This is a genomic window from Corynebacterium sp., assembly GCF_022712275.1.
In the GTDB taxonomy this organism is placed as follows: Bacteria; Actinomycetota; Actinomycetes; order Mycobacteriales; family Mycobacteriaceae; genus Corynebacterium.
In genome coordinates this window covers 40,192-60,892 of record NZ_JALAGU010000048.1, presented here as the reverse complement: position 1 = coordinate 60,892, position 20,701 = coordinate 40,192, and the positions used below count along the sequence as shown (strand labels likewise).

The 20,701-nt window shown below is 68.5% G+C and carries 15 protein-coding genes; 9 read left to right on the top strand and 6 right to left on the bottom strand.

The annotated features are described in order from the left end of the window. Positions 1–2,003 (bottom strand): acyltransferase family protein (locus Q0A27_RS11485; RefSeq protein WP_291475599.1); only part of this gene is annotated, 2,003 nt, incomplete at its 3' end. Between the two features lie 258 nt (positions 2,004–2,261). Continuing rightward, complete coding sequence (locus Q0A27_RS11480; RefSeq protein ID WP_291475597.1) at positions 2,262–2,690, bottom strand: cytidine deaminase; 429 nt, start codon at positions 2,688–2,690, stop codon at positions 2,262–2,264. Between the two features lie 14 nt (positions 2,691–2,704). Here Q0A27_RS11480 and Q0A27_RS11475 point away from each other — a divergent pair, with 14 nt between their 5' ends. Then, positions 2,705–4,009, top strand: a complete 1,305-nt coding sequence (locus tag Q0A27_RS11475) for a thymidine phosphorylase (protein WP_291475595.1) — start codon at positions 2,705–2,707, stop codon at positions 4,007–4,009. A gap of 11 nt (positions 4,010–4,020) precedes the next feature. On the opposite strand, the gene Q0A27_RS11470 is transcribed toward Q0A27_RS11475, so the two are convergent. Then, on the bottom strand, positions 4,021–5,292 hold the full coding sequence (locus Q0A27_RS11470; protein WP_291475594.1) for an alpha/beta hydrolase family protein: 1,272 nt from the start codon (positions 5,290–5,292) through the stop codon (positions 4,021–4,023). Positions 5,293–5,465: 173 nt separating this feature from the next. Here Q0A27_RS11470 and Q0A27_RS11465 point away from each other — a divergent pair, with 173 nt between their 5' ends. Both Q0A27_RS11465 and Q0A27_RS11460 read left to right on the top strand, forming a co-directional pair. After that, positions 5,466–7,271, top strand: coding sequence for an ABC transporter ATP-binding protein (locus Q0A27_RS11465; RefSeq protein WP_291475592.1), 1,806 nt, complete (start codon positions 5,466–5,468; stop codon positions 7,269–7,271). Then, positions 7,271–9,151 (top strand): ABC transporter ATP-binding protein, encoded by a 1,881-nt coding sequence (locus Q0A27_RS11460; protein WP_291475590.1) that lies wholly within the window; start codon positions 7,271–7,273, stop codon positions 9,149–9,151. Before Q0A27_RS11465 ends, Q0A27_RS11460 begins: the two co-directional genes overlap by 1 nt. 203 nt (positions 9,152–9,354) lie before the next feature. Here the strand turns inward: Q0A27_RS11460 and Q0A27_RS11455 are convergent, their stop codons facing one another. Continuing rightward, entirely contained in the window at positions 9,355–9,720 is a 366-nt protein-coding gene (locus tag Q0A27_RS11455; protein ID WP_291475588.1) for a hypothetical protein, read from the bottom strand. Positions 9,721–9,746: 26 nt separating this feature from the next. Beyond that, a complete protein-coding gene (locus Q0A27_RS11450; protein ID WP_291475586.1) occupies positions 9,747–10,049 on the bottom strand; it encodes a hypothetical protein in 303 nt (100 codons plus the stop codon). Positions 10,050–10,107: 58 nt separating this feature from the next. Between Q0A27_RS11450 and Q0A27_RS11445 the strand changes: the two genes are divergently transcribed. The 4 genes from Q0A27_RS11445 (at position 10,108) to Q0A27_RS11430 (ending at position 17,898) form a co-directional block, all read left to right on the top strand. Then, a complete protein-coding gene (locus Q0A27_RS11445) occupies positions 10,108–10,590 on the top strand; it encodes an SRPBCC family protein (protein WP_291475583.1) in 483 nt (160 codons plus the stop codon). A gap of 241 nt (positions 10,591–10,831) precedes the next feature. Next, positions 10,832–12,505 (top strand): ABC-F family ATP-binding cassette domain-containing protein, encoded by a 1,674-nt coding sequence (locus Q0A27_RS11440; protein WP_291475582.1) that lies wholly within the window; start codon positions 10,832–10,834, stop codon positions 12,503–12,505. 37 nt (positions 12,506–12,542) lie between these two features. Next, positions 12,543–16,502 carry a Pls/PosA family non-ribosomal peptide synthetase gene (locus Q0A27_RS11435; RefSeq protein WP_291475580.1) on the top strand — a complete coding sequence of 1,320 codons (3,960 nt, stop codon included), beginning with the start codon at positions 12,543–12,545 and terminating at the stop codon, positions 16,500–16,502. Between the two features lie 10 nt (positions 16,503–16,512). After that, on the top strand, positions 16,513–17,898 hold the full coding sequence (locus Q0A27_RS11430; RefSeq protein ID WP_291475578.1) for a M1 family metallopeptidase: 1,386 nt from the start codon (positions 16,513–16,515) through the stop codon (positions 17,896–17,898). A gap of 7 nt (positions 17,899–17,905) precedes the next feature. Here Q0A27_RS11430 and Q0A27_RS11425 read toward each other — a convergent pair whose 3' ends face one another. Then, positions 17,906–19,132: an FAD-dependent oxidoreductase gene (locus Q0A27_RS11425; RefSeq protein ID WP_291475576.1), complete on the bottom strand. Its 1,227-nt coding sequence runs from the start codon at positions 19,130–19,132 to the stop codon at positions 17,906–17,908. 138 nt (positions 19,133–19,270) lie between these two features. Between Q0A27_RS11425 and Q0A27_RS11420 the strand changes: the two genes are divergently transcribed. Further along, a complete protein-coding gene (locus Q0A27_RS11420; RefSeq protein ID WP_291475574.1) occupies positions 19,271–20,113 on the top strand; it encodes a class I SAM-dependent methyltransferase in 843 nt (280 codons plus the stop codon). A gap of 66 nt (positions 20,114–20,179) precedes the next feature. Continuing rightward, positions 20,180–20,626, top strand: a complete 447-nt coding sequence (locus Q0A27_RS11415) for a DoxX family protein (RefSeq protein WP_291475573.1) — start codon at positions 20,180–20,182, stop codon at positions 20,624–20,626. Positions 20,627–20,701 lie beyond the last annotated feature (75 nt).

Below are 20,701 nucleotides of genomic sequence, written 5' to 3'. Positions count from 1 at the left end.
GACGCATTCGGCGGGGGCGGCGGGGCAGGGGAATCCTGCAGGTCGGAGATCTCGTCGAGCTGGCGCTCCAGCTCCGACTTCGACGGTGACCCACCCAGCGCGGATCCGGCGAACAGGGCGATGACGAGGATGGCGATCGGCACGATGAGCAGCTTCGTCGATCCCATCGCGGCGACGACGCGACGGTAGCCCTGACGGCGGAGCGGGTTCTCCACGAACCGGTAGGACGCCTCGGAGAGCGCCAGGCTGATGACCACGGCGATGAGGCCGACGAGCCAGTCCGGGGTGTCCGAGCCGGGCTTCTGCATCTTCGCCTCGAGGAAGACGATGACCGGCCAGTGCCACAGGTAGAGGCTGAAGGAGCGTTCGCCGAAGTACCGCAGCGGGCGGATCCGCATCAGCCAGGCGACGGGGCCGGCGTCCCGCAGGACCGTCATCATCACGGCGACAGTGAGCAGGGACGCGCCGAACAGGCCACCGCGGTAGGTCACCGGGGAGGTGTCCGGCAGCAGGACAAGCATCGCGATGAGGCCGAGGAACGCCAGCGAGCCGAGCGTCCACCCGGCGACACCGGTCAGCCGGGAGCGCTTGGTCGGGACACCGGACGCCCCGGTCGGACTGAGCAGCGGCCAGGAGTCCACGGCCCTGGGGGACGCGGTGGTGACCAGCAGTGCGAGGACCACACCGGCGAGCAACCCGAAGGCGTGGGTGTCCGTGCCGAAGTAGACGCGGCTCGGATCCTCGTCCGGGTTGTACAGCAGGATCATCACCAGCAGCGAGGCGAGGCCCGCGACCGTCGCAAACAGGGCCGGCAGGCGGAAGGTCCGGTCACCGGAGGAATCGCGGCGGCCGAAGCGGCGGGCGACCCAGAGCAGCCCGAGGAAGATCAGCGGCCAGAGGACGTAGAACTGCTCCTCAATGGCCAGTGACCAGTAGTGCATGAAGATCTGCGGCGTCGTGTCCGCGAAGTAACTGTGCGACTGCGAGATCTGCACCCAGTTGTTGGCGAAGAACAGCGAGCCGAGGAACTGCGGGACCAGCCCGACCTGCACATCTCCGCCGATGAACCCGGCGACGGCGGTGGCGACGACGAGGACGGTGACGGACGCGGGGATGATGCGCCTGGCACGCCTGCGCCAGAACTCCTTGAGACTGATCCGGCCGGTCGCGCCGAGTTCGCGGACGAGCAGGGCGGTGATGAGGAAGCCGGAGAGGACGAAGAAGATGTCCACACCGAGGAAGCCGCCGGGCAGGACGTCGCCGAAGAAGTGGTAGATGACCACGGCGAGCACGGCGATGCCGCGCAGTCCGTCGAGACCGGGGACGCGGCGGATGCGGCCCGGCTTCAGCGGCTTGACCGGTGCCGGGTCCTCGGCGGTGTAGGCGGGCTCGGCCTGGGAGGCGTACTCGTCCCCGGTCTGCTCTGCTTCGGTTGCCTCTGCGGCTGCGGCCGCCGGCTTCTGCGCGGGCCACATGCTCGACGGGGCGTGCCCGATGGCGGGGGCCGGTTCCTGGGCCGGTTCCTGGGCAGAAGGCTGGGCAGAAGGCTGGGCAGAAGGCTGGGCAGCGAAGTGTTCCGTCGGCTGATTGTCGGCGTCCGCGGCATCGTCTGCCTCGTCCGTCTCGTCTGCCTTGTCCGCTTCGTCCGACTCCGCGGAAGACTCACCGGCGAACACCGGGGCGACCGGGGCCCCGGGGACCGTGGCCTGCTGGATCGCGAAGAAGACCGTCGGCGCGTCGGAGGGGTCAGAGGCGTCGGCGTCCGCTGCGTCCGCTGCGTCCCTGGCGTCCTCTGCCGTCTCCTCGGTGGCCACCTCGGACGCCGAGGCAGGCGGCGTCACCCCCGGAGGCAGTGGTGCGCCGGTCGGCGCTGCCAGCACGATGGCAGGGGTGGGGGTCGTCTCGTCCTTCACCTCGGCGGTCGGCGGCGGTGTCCACCGGGGTGCCGGCGGTGCGCTGACCTGGGCGGACAGGACGATGACGGGCGGCGTTTTCTGGGCCATCTGACGAGCGAAGACTTCCGTTGGGTGCGTGGGATACGTGGTGTGACTGAAGTGACGAATCTAGTCGCCTCGGCACCGACATTAAAGCGACGCGGGTGGCTAATCCCCCCACACCTTGTCAGGGCACCGGGGTGGAGGAAACTGCGCCGTCCGGTGGAGCCGGGCGCCATCGGGCTGTGTCGATTCCAGGTCCAGATCGTCCCGGCCGGATGGCGCTGGAACGACGTGGATGGCGTCAGGTGGAGGGGAAGGACGGTGTCACAGATCATCGGGCCCGAAGGCGTGGGGCAGCAGCTCAGCGAAGGATAGCGAGTGAGGCGCGGCGTCCTCACCCTCCACCACCACCCGCACGCACCCGAACTCGTGGAGTACCTGCCGGCACGCCCCGCAGGGGAAGCACGGCGCCGCCCCGGGGCCCACCACCGCGGCGACCTCGATCGTGGCATCGGCAGCACCCGCACCCGGCAGTCCGTCCGCCACTGCCCGGCCCACAGCCACCCGCTCCGCGCACATGGCCAGCCCGTAGGAGGCGTTCTCCACATTGCACCCGGTCACCACCGTGCCGTCGGACAGCAGCAGTGCGGCCCCCACACTGAAATGCGAGTACGGGGCATAGGCGCGGGTGGCGGCATCGCGGGCGAGGTCCAGCAGTGTGGCGTCGGAAGGAGCAGACGAAGGCGCAGGCATGGCACCATCGTGGCATGACTGACCCTGACCAGCATGTAGATCCCTTCGACGCCGTCGACATCATCGCCGCCAAGCGTGACTGCCGCCGGCTCACCGACGCGCAGATCGACTGGGTCATCGACGCGTACACCCGTGGCGTCGTGGCCGAGGAGCAGATGGCGGCACTGGCCATGGCGGTCTACCTCAACGGCCTGGACCGGGCGGAGACCGCCCGCTGGACCACCGCCATGGTGAACTCCGGCACCCGGCTGAATTTCGATGACCTGGGTAAGCCCACCGCAGACAAGCACTCCACCGGTGGCGTCGGCGACAAGATCACCCTCGCGCTCACGCCGCTCGTGGCGTCCTACGGGGTGGCGGTACCGCAGCTGTCCGGGCGCGGCCTCGGTCATACCGGCGGCACCCTCGACAAGCTGGAGTCGATCCCGGGCTGGCAGGCGCAGATCAGCACACAACAGATGCGGGAGATCATGCGTGATGTCGGCGGCGTGGTCTGCGCGGCGGGGGAGGACCTCGCCCCGGCTGACCGACGGCTCTACGCCCTGCGCGACGTCACCGGCACCGTCGACTGCATCCCGCTCATCGCGTCCTCGGTCATGAGCAAGAAGATCGCCGAGGGCACCGGCGCGCTGGTCCTCGATGTGAAGGTCGGCTCCGGTGCGTTCATGAAGGATCGGGAGAGCGCCCGCCTGCTCGCCTCCACGATGGTGGAGATCGGGCAGGACGCCGGGGTCACGACCACCGCGCTGCTCACCGACATGTGCCGGCCGCTGGGCCGCACCGTCGGCAATGCCCTGGAGGTCCGTGAGGCCGTCGAGGTGCTCGCCGGTGGTGGGCCGGAGGATGTGGTGGAGCTGACCGTGGCGCTGGCGCGGGAGATGCTCACTGCCGTGCGCGTGGACGCTGACCCGGCCGACGCACTGTGTGACGGTCGGGCCATGGACTCCTGGCGGGCCATGGTCACCGCCCAGGGCGGGGATCCGGACGCCGACCTGCCCACCGCCACGCACACCCACGAGGTCACTGCTGACCGGGACGGGTGGCTGACTCACACCGATGCACTGGCATTCGGGGTGGCGTCCTGGCGACTCGGGGCGGGCCGGGCGCGCAAGGAGGACCCGGTGCAGGCCGGGGCGGGTATCGAGCTGCACACTGTGGTGGGCGAGCGGGTCCGCGCCGGGCAGCCCCTGTTCTCGCTGCACACTGACGATCCCGCCCGGTTCGACCGGGCACTGGCGTCCCTCGAGGACGCCTGGACGGTCACCGGTGAAGAACCGGAACCCCGGGAATCCGTGGTCCTGGAGAGAATCGGCGACTGATCAACTCCTGATCAGAGCGAGGCGTGGTAGTCGTCGTACGCCTGGTCTCCGACCGCCTGGGCATCCGCGACAGACTCCGGGCCGAACAGGCCGGCGGAGAGGGTGGGCCAGGACTGGTACATGTCCTCGCGCCAGTAGGCCCACTGGTGGGTGCCGGTGTTGTGGAAGTTCCAGGTGATGTTGTCGGAGACGCCCGCCTTGTCCGCCGCCGCCTTGAACATATGGGTGCAGCCGTTGGTCACTGCTTCGATCGGGCCACCCTGACCGGCGACAGTCGACTCGTTGATGAGGTTCCGGTTCACGTCGGGGGAGGACCACACGTCGTGCTCACCGAGCAGTCCGGTACCGGAGGAGACGTAGATGTTCTGCTGATCACCCAGTTCGGCGACGTTGACCTGTGCGTCGTTGTAGCGGGCGGTCGCACTGTTGCGGTCACCCCACATCTGCTCGTAGGTGACACCGGTGCCCTTCATGGCCAGCGTGGCGTCCACCGCCGTCGCGCCGGCACCACTGGTCGCCGGGCAGCCGGAGTAGGAGCCGACCGCGTCGTACATGCCGGGGTTGTGCTCGGCGTAGACCAGGGACGTCGACCCGGTCATCGACATGCCGACGATCGCCCGCTTGTCGCTGCTGGTCCCGAGGTGGCCCTGCTCCATCGCGCCGGGAAGCTCCGAGGTGAGGAAGGTCTCCCACTTCTGGACGCCGCCGTTGCCGTTGCCGTCGCCGTCGAGCACGGACTCCTGCTGCCAGTCGGTGTAGTAGGAGAAGCCGCCGGACATCGGGATGACCACGTTGACGTTACCGATCCGGTTGCCGTAGAAGTCGATCGCCGTGGTCTGGGACAGCCAGTTCGCCTTGCCGGATCCGCCGTCGGCGCCGTTGAGCAGGTAGATCGTCGGGGCGTTGGCGGCGTCCTCCTTCGCCCGGATCGTCACGACCGGGATGTCGCGGTCCATGGCGGGGGAGTGGACCTTGAGTTCCTCGACATTGGGCAGGCGGTTGCCGGCATCGTCGTAGACCGCGTCGCGCCAGACCGACTCGTCGGAGGGGACGTAGGTGTCGGCGTCCGCGGCGTCGCGGGTGGGGAAGGCGTCGTTGATCACGGCAGGGCCGGTCGCCGGGGCGGCCGGGGCAGGGGACGCCGTGGCGCCCGGCGTCCCACCGTCGAGGCTGACCGCGACCGCGGTGACGGGCAGGGCTGCGGCGACGACGGCGGCGGCGATGCGGACGGAGCGCGGGGTGCGGGACGCGGTGCGGTGACGGGACTGTGCGGACGGGGCCATGGGGTTCCTCAGTGACTGGTGCGGTGACTGGTGCGGTGACTGGTGTGGTGACTGGGCGGTGACGGGAGGTGCGCAGGCACGCGAAGATTACCAGACGACAGTTGGAGTCTCTGACCTGCGGTGATGCGTAGCTGCCGCCCGTTACCGTGTCCTACCTGTCAGGTCCCGCCTCTATGCTCGAAGATGTGCAGCTGCTACGCCTTCTCCGCGCCTACTCGCGGCCCTATCTGGGACTGCTGACCGCGGTCCTCATCCTCCAGGGCATCTCCGCCCTGGCCACCCTCTACCTACCCAATCTCAACGGGCGGATCATCGACAAGGGTGTCTCCACCGGAGACATCGGCTACATCTGGTCCACCGGTGGTGTCATGCTCGCCGTCGCCTTCGGTCAGGTCATCGCCGCCGTCGGCGCGACCTGGTGCGCAGCCCGTGTGGCGATGGGGATCGGACGCGACATCCGGCGGGACGTCTACCGCAGTGTCGACCGGTTCTCCGCCCGTGACATGGGCGAATTCGGTGTGCCGACGCTGATCACCCGCGGTACCAATGACGTCCAGCAGGTCCAGCAGGTCACCTCGATGGCACTGAGTTTCATGGTCACCATGCCGATCATGTGTATCGGCGGCATCGTCATGGCCCTGCGGGAGGACGCCGCCCTGTCGTGGCTGGTGTGGGTCTCCGTGCCGGTGCTGCTCGCCGTCGTGGCCCTGCTCATCGCCCAGCTGGTGCCGCTGTTCAAGGTCATGCAGGACAAGGTCGACCGGATCAACGGGGTCCTGCGTGAACAGATCACCGGCATCCGTGTCGTCCGCGCCTTCGTCCGCGAGAAGCACGAGACCGACCGGTTCCGGGACGCGAACCTGGACATCGGCCGCGTCTCCGAGAAGGTCGGCCAGGTCTTCGTGCTGATGTTCCCGGTGATCATGATCCTGCTGCACGTCGCGACCGCGGCGGTGCTGTGGTTCGGCGGGCACCGCGTCGGCGACGGCAATATGGAGGTCGGGTCGCTGACCGCGTTCATGCAGTATCTGCTGCAGATACTCATGGCGGTGATGATGGGCGCGTTCATGGCGATGATGCTGCCGCGCGCCATCGTCTGCGCCGGGCGTATCAGCAAGGTCCTGGGCCATGAGCCGACCGTGGCGGAGCCGGCCACGGCGCAGGATCCCGGGGAACTGCGCGGCGAGCTGGAGTTCCGCAATGTCTCCTTCACCTACCCGGGTGCGGACAAGCCCGTGCTCTCCGACGTCTCCTTCACGGTCCGTCCCGGCCAGACCACCGCGGTGATCGGGGCGACCGGGTCGGGCAAGACAACCCTGGTCAACCTTGTTCCGCGGCTGCTGGAGCCGACCGCCGGTCAGGTGCTCCTCGACGGCGCACCGGTTGACCGGATGTCGCGTGCCGCGATCGTGGAGCGCGTCGGCCTGGTGCCGCAGAAGGCCTTCCTGTTCTCCGGGACGGTGGCCTCCAACCTGCGTTTCGGCGCTCCGGACGCCACCGATGACGAGCTGTGGGACGCCCTGCGCATCGCCCAGGCCGACCGCTTCGTCGCCGAGCGCTCCACCGGGGAAGGAGAGGACGCCGACGGTACAGAGGACGCGGTCGCCGCGACGGGCCTGGCGTCCTCCATCTCCCAGGGAGGAACGGACGTCTCCGGTGGTCAGCGCCAGCGCCTGTGTATCGCGCGCGCCCTCGTGGCGTCCCCGAAGATCTACGTCTTCGACGACTCCTTCTCCGCCCTCGACGTCCGCACCGATGCGGCGTTGCGTGAGGCCCTGGCCCCGCGCACCACGGACGCGGCGGTGGTGACCGTCGCCCAGCGCGTCTCGACCGTCCGGGAGGCCGACCAGATCCTCGTGCTGGAGGCCGGCCGTATCGTCGCCCGCGGTACCCATGAGGAGCTGCTGGAATCCAGCGGCACCTACCGGGAGATCGTCGAATCGCAGTTGACCGGTGCCGTGAACGGAGGTGACGAGTAATGGACGAGATGCAGCAGCCCCAGAAGATCCGGTCGTTCTGGTCGGCGACGAAGCGCATGCTCGGCCTGCTGGGCGCACGCAAGGCCGCGATGGCGTGGGTGTTCTTCCTGCTCACCGTGTGTGTGGTCCTGTCGGTGTGGGCGCCGAAGGTGCTCGGCTACGCCGTGGACGTCATCTACGACGGTGTCAGGGCGATGTGGAGCGGCGAGCCCGGTTCCGGGATCGACTACGGTCGGCTCGGTGAGCTCATCGGCATCGTGCTGGGCATGTACGTCGTGGCCGGGGTGTTCAACTGGCTGCAGGGGTTCGTGCTCAACCGGGTGGTCGTGGTGGTCGTCATCGAGCTGCGCGCGCGGGTGGAGCGCAAGATCCACCACCTGCCGCTGAACTACTACGACACCCGCCAGCGTGGCGACATCCTCTCGCGCACCACCAATGACGTCGACAACATCCAGCAGGCGCTCCAGCAGGCGATCAGCCAGCTGGTGTACTCGGTGATGATGATCATCGGTGTGCTGGTCATGATGTTCACCGTGTCCTGGCAGCTCACGTTGCTGTCGCTGCTCGTGCTGCCACTGACCGCCGTGATCGTCGGCGTGATCGGTGGTCGGGCGCAGAAGGAGTACGGCTCCCAGTGGCGTGAGACCGGTCGGGTCAACGGTCATGTCGAGGAGTCCTTCACCGGGCACGACCTCGTCGTCGCCTACGGTCGGCAGGAGGAGATGGCCGAGGAATTCACCGGCCGCAATGAGTCGATGTACCGGGCGAGCGCGAAGGCGCAGTTCCTGTCCGGGTCGATGATGCCGCTTATGCAGTTCCTCACCTGGTTGTCCTACGTGGTCATCGCGGTGGCCGGCGGGCTGCGGGTCGCCGGCGGATCGATGACCCTGGGTGCGGCGACGGCGTTCATCACCTACTCGCGCGAGTTCAACCAGCCGCTGTCGGAGGTCGCCGGGATGATGACGATGCTGCAGTCCGGGCTCGCCTCCACCGAGCGTGTCTTCGAGCTGCTCGACGCCGACGAGGAGGACGCCGACCCGACCGATCCGGAAACACCGGAGCTCGCCACCGGTCAGAAGCCGGGCCGGGTGGAGTTCCGGGACGTCTCCTTCGGCTACGGCGGGGCGGACACCGAGCCCCTGATCACGGACCTGGACCTCACCGTGGAGCCGGGGCAGACGATCGCGATCGTCGGTCCGACCGGTGCCGGTAAGACGACACTGGTGAACCTCATCATGCGGTTCTACGAGGTCACCGGTGGGTCCATCCGGCTCGACGGTGTGGATACCCGCGCCATGACCCGCGCTGACCTGCGCTCGCGCACCGGCATGGTGCTGCAGGACGCGGTGCTGTTCGAGGGCACGATCATGGAGAACATCCGCTACGGCCGGCTGGAGGCCACGGACCCGGAAGTGATCGACGCGGCGAAGGCGGCCTATGTCGACCGGTTCGTCCATGCGCTGCCGGAGGGCTATGACACGGTCATCGACCAGGACGGTGGCTCGGTCTCTGCCGGAGAGCGGCAGCTGATCACCATCGCCCGCGCCTTCCTGCGTGCCCCTGAGCTGCTGATCCTCGATGAGGCGACATCGTCGGTGGACACCCGCACCGAAGTTCTGGTGCAGAAGGCGATGAACGCGATCCGGGCGGACCGGACCTCATTCGTCATCGCGCACCGGCTGTCCACGATCCGGGACGCCGACCGGATCCTCGTGATGGTCGACGGTGCGATCGTGGAGCAGGGTTCCCATGAGGAGCTGCTGGAACTCGACGGCGCCTATGCGGACCTGTACCGCAGCCAGTTCGCCGCCGGTGGTGCCGGGGATGACGTGGACATTGTCGACCCGGCTGACGTGGCCGGTACAGGGGGCGCGGAGTAGACCCGTCCCCGCGCTGCCCCGTCACTTCCCGTCACTTCCCGTCACTTCCCGTCGCCCCCGTCGCCTCCGTTGTCTCCCGATGTCGACTCTGCCCCCTCACAGGCAGCTGAACCGCCCGTTTTTCTGCCGGTGAGGGTGCTGACTCGACACCTGCCGCCTGATCCACCCTGAGGCACCCGACCTGGAGCCAGGGGGTGGTGACGTCAGTGTGTGAAGGTGCCCGCGGAGGAATCACCGGTGTCTTCGGCATCGTCGGCGTAGCCGGTCTCCCAGTAGTCGAGCACCACTGTGTCCACGGGGAGAGCTGCCGTGACTTCCGCGTGGAGGCGGCGTCCCTCCTCCTCGTGAGCCCGGGCCATCTCCTGCGACGGCCACCGGAAGCTCCGCTCATAGTTCTCCGCGAACTGCCTGGTCCAGGATCGGACCTGCGCTGCGAGATCATCCGGAAGGTGGGGGAGGGGATCATCCATGTCGGAGAGCAGATAGGGCAGGTCAAGGTCGGGATTGCTGCCAGCCGGGTTCCAGAACGGCCAGTCGACCGGGTACTCGTCCATCATCTTGATGTACATGGCGCCCTTCTGTGTTCTCTTCGTTCTCAGATCACGCAGTTGCCGTCAGGGGAGGGGAGAACCAGGCACAGCGCGAGCGCTCCGGCGGCCGCACTGCCGTAGATGGCCTGGTCGACAGGCAGTCGGAAGAAGGCCCCTACACTGCCGGCGACGTAGCCGCCGTACTCGACCGAGTCCTCGACTGCGCCGTTGACCTGTGACTGCACCTCCGAGCTGGACGGGAGGTCTGCAGCACCGGCGGTTCCGGCGGTGGTGACGGCGAGCACGCCGGTAAGGCCGGTGGCGAGTGCTGTGGTGGTAAGTCGCCGACGGCGTGATGTGGTGGTCATGGCGTCCACGGTAGCGGGGAAGCGCCCGGCCGGACAGGCCCCGACTACCCTCGACGCCATGGCATACGAACTCAGCGACTCCATCACCATCGCCGCGTCCCCGGCCGAGGTCTTCGACCTGGTCAGCGACATCACCCGCACCGGCGAATGGAGCGCCCAGTGCTACAACGCGGAGTGGAACGACGCCGCCGCCACCGATCCGGCCGCCCGGGGCGTCGGAGCGACGTTCACCGGCCACAACCGGACCGAGGACCGGGAGTGGAGCACGGTGTCCGAGGTCGTGGTCTGCGAGCCCGGCCGCGAGTTCTCCTGGCAGGTCACCTCGTCCGGCACGGTGTGGGGTTACCGCCTGGAGCCGGTGAACCGCCGCGACGACGCCACCGTCCTCACCGAGTTCACCCGTTTCACCGAACAGGGTGAGGCATTCTTCGTCGAGAAGTACGGGGAGGACGCCGCCGCCCAGGAAGTCGACCGGCGGGACGCCGCCACCTACGGCATCACCGAGACGCTCCACACTCTCCGGTCACTCGTCGAGGGCTGAGCGGCCGCGCGACTGAGTGACGTCCGCATCACGCACCATGAGGCCGTCTCAGCAGGCATGCGACCGACCTGCCGTTGCGCGGTGCGGACAACCGCTGCTAGCGTGAGTCCCATGCGGAAGTAGAACCCCTGAACCGTCCCGCGCCTGAGGCGCCCCCGGATCCCCGTCGAGCGAACAGCTCCGGGCGCCGGTGAGCACAGCCCGGCGGGGCACACCTTTTCTCCACTCAGGGAGTTCCGCCATGTTGTCCGACACCTCCGCGCACACCGCCACCCCGGACGCCGTCCTGCGTATCGACGGCCTGTCTGCCCAGATCGCGGGGACGCACATCCTCACAAACCTCAGCTTCACCGTCGCCCCAGGTCAGCGCATCGGTCTGATCGGTGAGAACGGCTCGGGCAAGTCCACCCTGCTGCACGCCGTCCACGGTTCACTGCCGCGCGGTGCAACGACCGCCGGGACCATCGACACCGGTTCCGGCAGTCACCGGGCCCGCGTCGGTCTGCTGCACCAGCAGGCGCCCTTCGCCCCGGCCGACACGATCGGGCAGGCTCTGGAGTCCGCCGTCGCCGTCGAGCGTCAGGTCGCCCGTGACCTGGAGTCCGCCGCCGACCCTTACGACGAGCAGGCCTACACAAAAGCCATTGACCTGGCCGAACGCCTCGACATCTGGGAGACCGACGCCCGGATCTCGGCCACGCTCGCCGGCCTCGGCCTGTCGCACATCCCGACCGACCGCCCCACCGGGGAACTCTCCGGAGGTCAGCAGGCGCGCCTGTCCCTGGCGTGGCTGCTGCTCAACCGGCCGGACATCCTCCTGCTCGACGAGCCCACCAACCATCTCGACGACGCCGCGACGACTTACCTGGTCAGCGTCCTTTCCGCGTGGAAGGGGCCGGTACTCTTCGCCAGTCACGACCGTGCGTTCCTGGACATCGCGGCGTCCGGCATCGTGGATCTGGACCCCGCGCCGAGCATGGTCGGCCAGGACGGCGGGGTGACCCGCTACACCGGCAACTACAGCGACTATCTGGTCGCCCGCGAAGACGTCCGCGTTCGTTGGGAACGCCGGTACCGCGATGAGCAGGCGGAACTGAAGCGCCTGCGTGCCGGTGTGCGCGACAACCACACCGTCGGGCACGTCGGCGCCCCGCCCCGGACCGAGGGGAAGCTGGCGAAGAAGTTCTACGCCGACCGCAACGCGAAGGTCGTCTCGCGCCGCGTCAACGATTCCCGCTCGCGCCTGGAGAAACTCGAGGAGGAGCAGGTCCGCAAGCCCCCGAAGGAGCTGACCTTCGCCGGTCTCACGGCGGCATCGGCCGGTACCACCCGTGAACCTGCCGAGGGGCCGGTCGTCGTGGCGTCCTGCATTTCCGTGGAAGGACGCCTCCCGGGGACATCGCTGACCCTCAACGGCACCGAGAAGCTCCTGGTCACCGGACCGAACGGGTCGGGGAAGTCCACGCTGCTCTCGGTCCTCGCCGGACAACTCACTCCGGACGCCGGGTCTCTCACGGTCACCGGGGTACGCACCGGCTACCTGACCCAGGACGTCGACCTGCCGGACCCGCACGACCGCGGCGACGACCGCACAGTCGAGCGCGCCTACCGTGACCTGGTCGGTGAGGAGCTGGCCGAGGAGGTGCCACTGTCCACGTTCGGGCTGATCCACCCGCGCGACGAGAACCGACCGCTGGTGGAACTCAGCCTCGGCCAGCAGCGCAGGGTGGCCCTGGCGGTGCTGCTCGCGGATCCACCGGAGGTCCTGCTGCTCGACGAGCCGGACAATCACCTCTCGTTGTCCCTGGTCACTGCACTGGAGGAGGCGATTCCGGAGTACCCGGGGGCGGTTGTCGTCGCCTCCCACGACCGGTGGCTGCGTGAGCGGTGGTCGGGGGCGCGGCTGGAACTGTAGTTGCCGTGCACGTCATCAGAAGTTCACCTGTGTGTGCTTGACTGACGTCGTGAAACTCACCGGTGATTCTCAATCTCCCCTGACTCGCGGTGCCCTCGCGGCGCCACCCCGGACGCTCATCGACATTCTCCGGGCGACAGCACAGGACCATCCCGAGGCATCCGCCATCGATGACGGATCGGGGGCGTTGAGCTACACCGAACTGCTCGACGCCGTCGAGGCGAAGGCAGCGGTGCTCCGCTCGGCGGGGGTGCGACCGGGGGACAGGGTCGGTATCCGCGTCGACTCCGGATCGAAGGAACTATACATCTCGATTCTCGCCGTGATGCTCGCCCGGGCTGCCTACGTTCCGGTCGATGTCGACGACACCGATGAGCGGGCCCGTCTCGTCTTCGGGGAGGCACAGGCCGTCGGCATCGTCGGTAACGGCGGCTATGTGCCGCGTGAGAACGGGGACGAGCAGGGTACGCAGGACGCCGAGGCGTCCCACGACCCGACCCCGGATGACGACGCCTGGATCATCTTCACCTCCGGATCCACCGGCGTGCCGAAGGGGGTCGCGGTCACACACCGCTCGGCCGCGGCATTTGTCGACGCGGAGGCAAACCTCTTCCTGCAGGACGACCCGCTCGGCCCCGGTGACCGGGTGCTCGCCGGGCTCTCGGTCGCCTTCGATGCGTCCTGCGAGGAGATGTGGCTCGCCTGGCGGCACGGCGCGTGCCTGGTGCCGGCGCCACGCTCGCTGGTACGCAGCGGAGTGGATCTCGCGGGCTGGCTCGTCCGCCAGAACGTCACGGCTGTCTCGACCGTACCGACGCTGGCCGCGATGTGGCCCGCCGAGGCGATCGAGAACGTCCGGCTGCTCATCTTCGGTGGCGAGGCCTGCCCGCCCGAACTTGCCGCGCGCCTGGTGGAGGAGGGGCGTGAGGTGTGGAACACCTACGGCCCGACAGAGGCGACCGTCGTCGCCTGCGGTTGCCGACTCGACGAGAAAGGACCGGTGAGCATCGGTCTTCCCCTCGACGGCTGGGACCTCGCCGTCGTCGACGCCGAAGGCGGGAGGGTCGCGCCCGGGGAGCAGGGCGAACTCATCATCGGCGGCGTCGGACTCGCCCGCTACCTCGACCCCGCGAAGGACGCGGAGAAGTACGCACCGATGCCCTCCCTCGGCTGGGAGCGTGCCTACCGCTCCGGCGATCTCGTGCGCTACGAGGAGGACGGCCTGATCTTCGTCGGTCGTGCCGACGACCAGGTCAAGGTCGGTGGACGCCGTGTCGAACTCGGCGAGGTGGAGAATGCGCTGCAGGACCTGCCCGGTGTGACGGCCGCGACTGCTGCGGTCCGGAAGAGTGAGGCGGGGGTGCCGTTGCTGGTCGGCTACCTCGTCGTCGAGGGCGACCGTGACCTCGACCGCGCCGCGGCCCGCGAACATCTCGCCTCCCGCCTCGCGGCGGGGGTGATGCCGTTGCTCGCCGTCGTCGAGGAACTGCCCACGCGGACCTCCGGCAAGGTGGACCGTGCGGCACTCCCGTGGCCGCTGCCGCCCTCGGCGACCGGCGGCGCGGGACACGACAGTACGGGCGAGGGTGACGCACCCCGGACAGAGGCCGAGCAGTGGCTGGTGGAACAGTGGGAGGCTGTCCTCGGCATGCCCGTCCCGGGCACCGACGCCAACTTCTTCGACCTCGGCGGCGGGTCCCTCGCCGCCGCCCAGCTCGTCAGCCGGATCCGCACCAGGGTGCCCGAGTTCGCCGTCGCTGACGTCTACGATGTGCCGCGGTTGGCGGCGATGGCGGCAGCGGTCGCCGCGACGGACGCGCAGACCACCTCTGACACCTACCACCGCCCGGTTCCGACACCGCGTCGTACCCAGTGGCTGCAGACGCTCGCCGGCGTCCCGCTGTTCATCGTGGGCGGGGTGAGGTGGCTCGTCTACCTCCTCACCGCGGGAACGATCCTCACCTCGGTCGACGGCGACGCCTTCAGCGTCCTGCCGAGTGTGCCCTGGTGGCTGCTCATCGTCATGATCGTCGTCGTGGCGACGCCCTTCGGTCGCATGGGTATCGCTGCGGCCGCGGCCCGTCTGCTGCTGGGCGGACTCGTTCCGGGGGACTACCCGCGTGGCGGTGCCACCCACATGCGACTCTGGCTCGCCGAGCAGTTCGCGGCCCAGATCGACGCCGTCGGTCTTGCCGGGGCACCGTGGATCACGGTGTACGCCCGCATGCTCGGCGCGAAGGTCGAGCGCGATGTGTCACTGCATACGTTGCCGCCGATCACCGGGATGCTGGAGATCGGCCGGAACTCGGCGATCGAGCCCGAGACCGACCTCAGCGGGTACTGGATCGACGGTGACCTGCTGCGCGTCGGCCCGGTGCGCATCGGACGCAATGTCACCGTCGGCGCCCGGTCGACGCTCGCTCCCGGCACCCGGATCGACGACGGGGCGGAGATCTCGCCCGGTTCCGCGGTGTTCGGCCGTGTGAAGTCGGGCCAGCGGTGGAGCGGATCGCCCGCCGTGCGTACCGGTGGTGCGAAGCGCATCGCCGGCAGATGGCCGGAGAAGAAGGCGACGCAGTCGTCGGCGTGGAAGATCGCCTACGGTGTCTCGTCGGTCGGTCTGGCCCTGCAGCCGTTCGTGGCGTTCGCGGCGGGAGCCGCCGTCCTCTCGATCGGGATCGCCGGTGCAGACACCCCCTGGCAGGCGTTGCTCGGCTCGCTTGTCTGGTTGGTGCCGGCGGTGCTCGCCGTCGGCCTCGTGTACGCGGGGATCGTCCTGGTGCTCGTCCGTCTGTGCGCGGTCGGTCTGACGGAGGGGACATTCCCGGTGCACAGCCGCATCGGGTGGCAGGTGTGGACCACGGAGCGCCTGCTCGATGCATCCCGCAACTTCCTTTTCCCGATCTACTCGAGCCTGTTCACCCCGGTGTGGCTGCGCATGCTGGGCGCCCGGGTCGGGAAGAACGTCGAGGCGTCCACCGTCCTGCTGCTGCCGACGATGACCCGCATCGACGAGGGCGCGTTCCTCGCCGACGACACGATGGTCGCATCCTATGAACTGCATCGCGGATGGCTGCGGATCGCCCCGGTGCGCATCGGTAAACGGGCGTTCCTCGGCAACTCGGGCATGGCCGGCCCCGGGCACAAGGTCGCCAAGCGTTCGCTGGTCGCCGTGCTGTCGGTTGCCCCGGACAAGTCGAAGTCGGGTTCGTCATGGCTCGGCTCCCCGCCGACCCGCCTGCGCCGCGCGGCGCAGACCGGTGACGACGAGCGCACCTACAACCCCGGGACGCGGCTGAAGGTCGCGCGCACCTTGTGGGAGCTGTGCCGCATCGTGCCGGTGATCGTCTCCTGCCTGCTCGGTGTAGCGGTGCTCTGCGTCTTCACCTGGCTCTGGTCCTCGGTCGGGCCGTGGTGGACGCTCCTGCTGTCCGGCATCGTGATGCTCGCCGCCGGCGCTGTCGCTGCAGCGGTCACCACTGTCGCGAAGTGGACGATCGTGGGGCCGATCCGGGCCGGGGAGAAGCCGTTGTGGTCGAGTTTCGTGTGGCGCACCGAGGTCAGTGACACCTTCACCGAGATGCTCGCCGCACCCTGGTTCGCCCGTGCCGCCGTAGGGACGCCCGCGATGGCGGTCTGGCTGCGCTCGCTCGGTGCGCACATCGGCAAGGGCGTGTGGTGCGACTCGTACTGGCTGCCCGAACCCGATCTGGTGACCCTCGGTGACGGTTCCACCGTCAACCGGGGCTGTGTGGTGCAGACGCACCTGTTCCACGACCGCATCATGAGCATGGACCGTGTCGAGCTCGAGGACGGGGCGACGCTCGGCCCGCACAGTGTGATCCTGCCCGCCGCGTCGATCGGTGCGCATGCGACGGTCGGTCCGGCCTCGCTGGTGATGCGCGGTGAGGGCGTGCCCGTCGGCTCCCGGTGGAGCGGCAACCCGATCGGCCCCTGGAAGGCCGTGAAGGTGCGCGCCTACCAGTCAACGACATAGGATCGGTCCGATGCCCCACACCTCTGCTCCACACCCCTACCTCCCGCACTCCGGTGACCAGCGGTTCTCCGTCGCTCATACGACGCTCGCCATCGACTACACCCCGCGCACCAACCGCCTCGAGGGACGTGCCGAGTTCGACGTGCGGGTGCTCGAGGAGACCCGGGACCTGCGCTTCGACCTCGTCGGGCTGCGCGTAGGCAAGGTGCGTGTCGACGGGAAGGTGCACAAGCAGCTCAAGCACGGGAAGGACGCGCTGCATGTGCGCTTCGGTCCGTCTCTGCAGCCGGGAACCTCGCTGACCGTCGTCATCGACTACGCCGGCAAGCCGGCGCCGCGCCGGTCGCACTGGGGCGAGGTCGGCTGGGAGGAACTCACCGACGGTGCGCTCGTCGCCTCGCAGCCGTGCGGTGCGCCCACGTGGTTCCCCTGCAACGACCGGGTCGACGACCGAGGCACCTACGACATCGAGTTCACCTGTGACCCGGAGTTCTTCGTCGCGGTGACCGGTGTGCCGGGTCGCGTGACCTCCGCGGGACGCAAGAAGGCCTGGCACTTCGAGAGCCATGTCCCGACCGCGACGTACCTGCTCGCCGCGCACGTGGGGGAGTACACGGAGTACGCGTTCCGCCTCACGACCGTGGGCGATGTCGTCGTCGGCGCGGTGCGTGCCGGGGCACGGTCGCTCACCGGACACGCCCCGCAAGGCGCCGGATCCGCCAGGCTCATCGCCCCGCCTGCCCACTCCGGCCTCGTGCGCGAGGCCTTCTCCCCGGTACCCGACATGGTGGCGGTCTTCGAGGACTGGTTCGGCGACTACCCGCAGGAGGATCTGACTGTCGTCGTCGTTGACGAGGACCTGGAGATTCCGCTGGAGGCACAGGGCATGACGACCTTCGGCCTGAACCACTGCGAGGAGTCCGAGCAGCGACTCATCGCGCACGAGCTCGCCCACCAGTGGTTCGGCAACAGTGTCGGCCTCGCCCGCTGGGAGGACATCTGGCTCAACGAGGGCTTCGCCTGCTTCTCCGAGTGGATCTGGTCGCAGGAGTCGGACGGGCCGTCGATCGCGGAGTGCGCCGGCTTCCACCATGCGCGGCTGGCGGAACTGCCGCAGGATCTACAGCTTCTGGACCCCGGCGCCGCCGACCTGTTCGACGACCGTGTCTACAAGCGGGGTGCGCTGCTTCTCGAGACGCTCCGACGCACCCTCGGTGACCTGTCGTTCCGGGCTCTTCTGCGCACCTGGGCGGAGACCAGGAAGCACAGCCTGGCGACAACCGACGAGTTCACGGCACTGGCCGACTCGGTGAGCACCGAACCGCTCGACGGCATCTGGCAGGCGTGGTTGCACAGCACCGCGCTGCCGGAGCTGCCGGAGCTGCCTGCGGAATAGGTTCCACCTACCCGACGGGGATGGCGCCGCGCAGATCCTCGCCGGTGAGCGTCCCGGCGGCGGAGGCGGTCATGACCTCGCGGGCCTTCGGCACGCTGTCCCAGGTGTTCCACAGCAGGACGCCCCGGGCGATCCCGCCCTCCAGGTAGTAGATGACGGCGGCGGTGTGGTCGTCGTTCCAGTCCTCGAGGGTGTCGAGGTCCGTGCTCAGCGTGCCGACCGCCTCATAGCCGTCGTCGAAGATGTCGGAGAAGAACAGCGGCGTGTAGTCGTAGGTGGCCGTGTCGCCGGCCATGTTCTTTCCGGCGATCTCACCGGACTGCTCGGCATTGTCCACGTGCTCGACATGACGACGCCCGAGCAGTGGATCGGTGAATCCGATGATGTCGCCGGCGGCGAAGATATCGGGGTCGCTCGTGCGCAGGGAGGCATCGACGGCGACGGCACCGTCCTCGACCGTGAGCCCGGCGTCCTGGGCGAGGCCGGTCTCCAACACCGCGCCGAAGCCGATGACCACCAGATCGGCGTACGCGGCGTCCCCGTGTTCCGGGACGAGTTTCAGCGTCTCGCCGGAGGCGTCGAGGTGGTCGAGGAGGAACCCGTGGTGCACGGTGACACCTTTGTCGGCGTAAACCTCCTCGAGATGGTCGGTGACCGAGGCCGGGAACATGTGCCCGAGCAACCGGTCGTCCGGGGTGTAGACGTCCACGGTGGCGCCGATGGCGTTGAGTGCGACGGCGATCTCGGAACCGATGTAACCGCCGCCGACGACGGCGACCCGGGTCCCCTCCGAGACTTTGCTCCGCAGGTCACGGTAGTCGCTGACGCTGCGGATGCAGGTGACCCGGCTGTCGTCGCCACCCTTGGCGTCCTCCAGTGTGCGGGCGGACGCACCGGTCGCCAGCAGGAGCGTCCCGTAGGTGACGGTGTTCCCACCGTCGGTGGTGACGGTGTGGGCGGACGGGTCGACTGCGGTGACCGTCACACCGGTGACCAGCTGGGCGCCGGTGTCCCCGGCGGTGCCCAGGTCGATGTCTTCGAGGCCGGTCGACTCGTCGAGCCAGAGGGTCTTGGTGAGGTCCGGTCGGGACACGGGGCCCTCGGGATCCCTGGTGAGGATGAGGACGGCGGCGTCCGGTGTGCGCCCGTGGATGGCACGGGCGGCCTTGTCAGCGGCCACGCCGCCGCCGACGATGATGTGATCGTAGGTTGCCTGCAGCTCACTGTGTGTCATGGTTCCGAGGCTACGCGTGACCCGGACGTGGAATCAGCCCCTGTGGACAGGGCCGGTGGACAGGGCCGGTGGACTGGGTCGGCACGGTGACACCGCGTGCGGTGCTCACCTCGTCGAAGCCACCGGTACGCTGGCGGCATGACTGACTCATCCGCCACCGGCGGCACATCCGGTAATGCCTCGGAGACCTCGGGTGCCGCGAACGTGCCCAGCAACTGGTTCACCGGCGGCGCCGAGTACGCCATCTACCGCCCGGAATATCCGACGCAGGTCTCCGCTTTCCTGGCGGGGCTCGCTCCCTCCACCGGTACCGCGGTGGACGTAGGCTGCGGTACAGGGCAGCTGTCCACCCAGCTCGCGGACAATTTCGACACGGTACTGGCCTTCGACCCCAGTGAGTCGCAGATCGGGGCGGCCACGGCGAAGCCCAATGTGACCTACGAAGTCGGACGCGCCGAGAACCTCCCGGTGGCCGACGGCACGGTGGACCTGGTCACCGCCGCGCAGTCGGCGCACTGGTTCAACCTGCCGGAGTTCTACGCCGAGGCCCGCCGTATCGCCGCGCCGGGAGCGGTGATCGCCCTGGTCAGCTACGGTGTGCTGCGCATTGCGGACGCTGACCTGCAGGAGCGGTTCGGCCGCTTCTACTACGACGAGATCGGCCCGTTCTGGGATCCGGAACGACGCTACGTCGACGAGGGCTACCGCACCATCGGGTTCCCCTTCGAGGAGCTGGACACCCCGGAGCTCAGCATCGACCGGGACCTCGACCCGGAAGGCTTCCTCGGGTACATCGGCACGTGGTCGGCGGTGCGCAAGGCTGAGGAGGCTGGCCGGGCGGATCTGTTCCAGAACTTCAGTACCGACATCGTGCGGATCTGGGGGGACAACGGTCGGCCGCGGCAGGTGTCGTGGCCGGTGACGGTGCGCGTCGGAAAGCTGTGCGTGGAAGTTCCCCGGTGTGACCCTTCCGACACATAGTTGACACGTCAACAGTTTGGGCCCTAGTGTGGTGCGCGATCATTACTTACTTTATGAAAGGACGCCATGCCTTCCGCTGCCGGTGGCAACACCCTCTCCCGTACCACCTCTGACATCGTCATCCTCATCGCCCGCGTCGCGCTGGGCGTGACCCTCCTGGCCCACGGTTGGCAGAAGTTCTTCACCAACACCATCGACGGAACCGCGACCTTCTTTGAGTCGATGGACATCCCGGCGGCCACCGCGTCCGCGATCTTCGCGGCGACCGTCGAGCTCGTCGGCGGCATCCTCCTCATCGTCGGTCTGTTCACTCCGGTGGTTGCGGTGCTCGTCGTCATCGACATGATCGGCGCCTGGTGGTTCGTCCACTCCGACGCCGGCACGATCTTCGTCGACGGTGGCGGCTATGAGCTGGTTCTCGTCATTGCCGCAGGTGTCGCCCTGGTCGGCGCGGTGGCCGGTGGCCGGTACAGCCTGGACCACCTCATCCGCGGTCGGCGGAAAACTGTCTAGGTATCGCCCGCGCAATCCCTGATTCACCCCCGGTTGCCACCCCCGTCGCGGGATGGTCTTCCGGGGGTGTTCTTT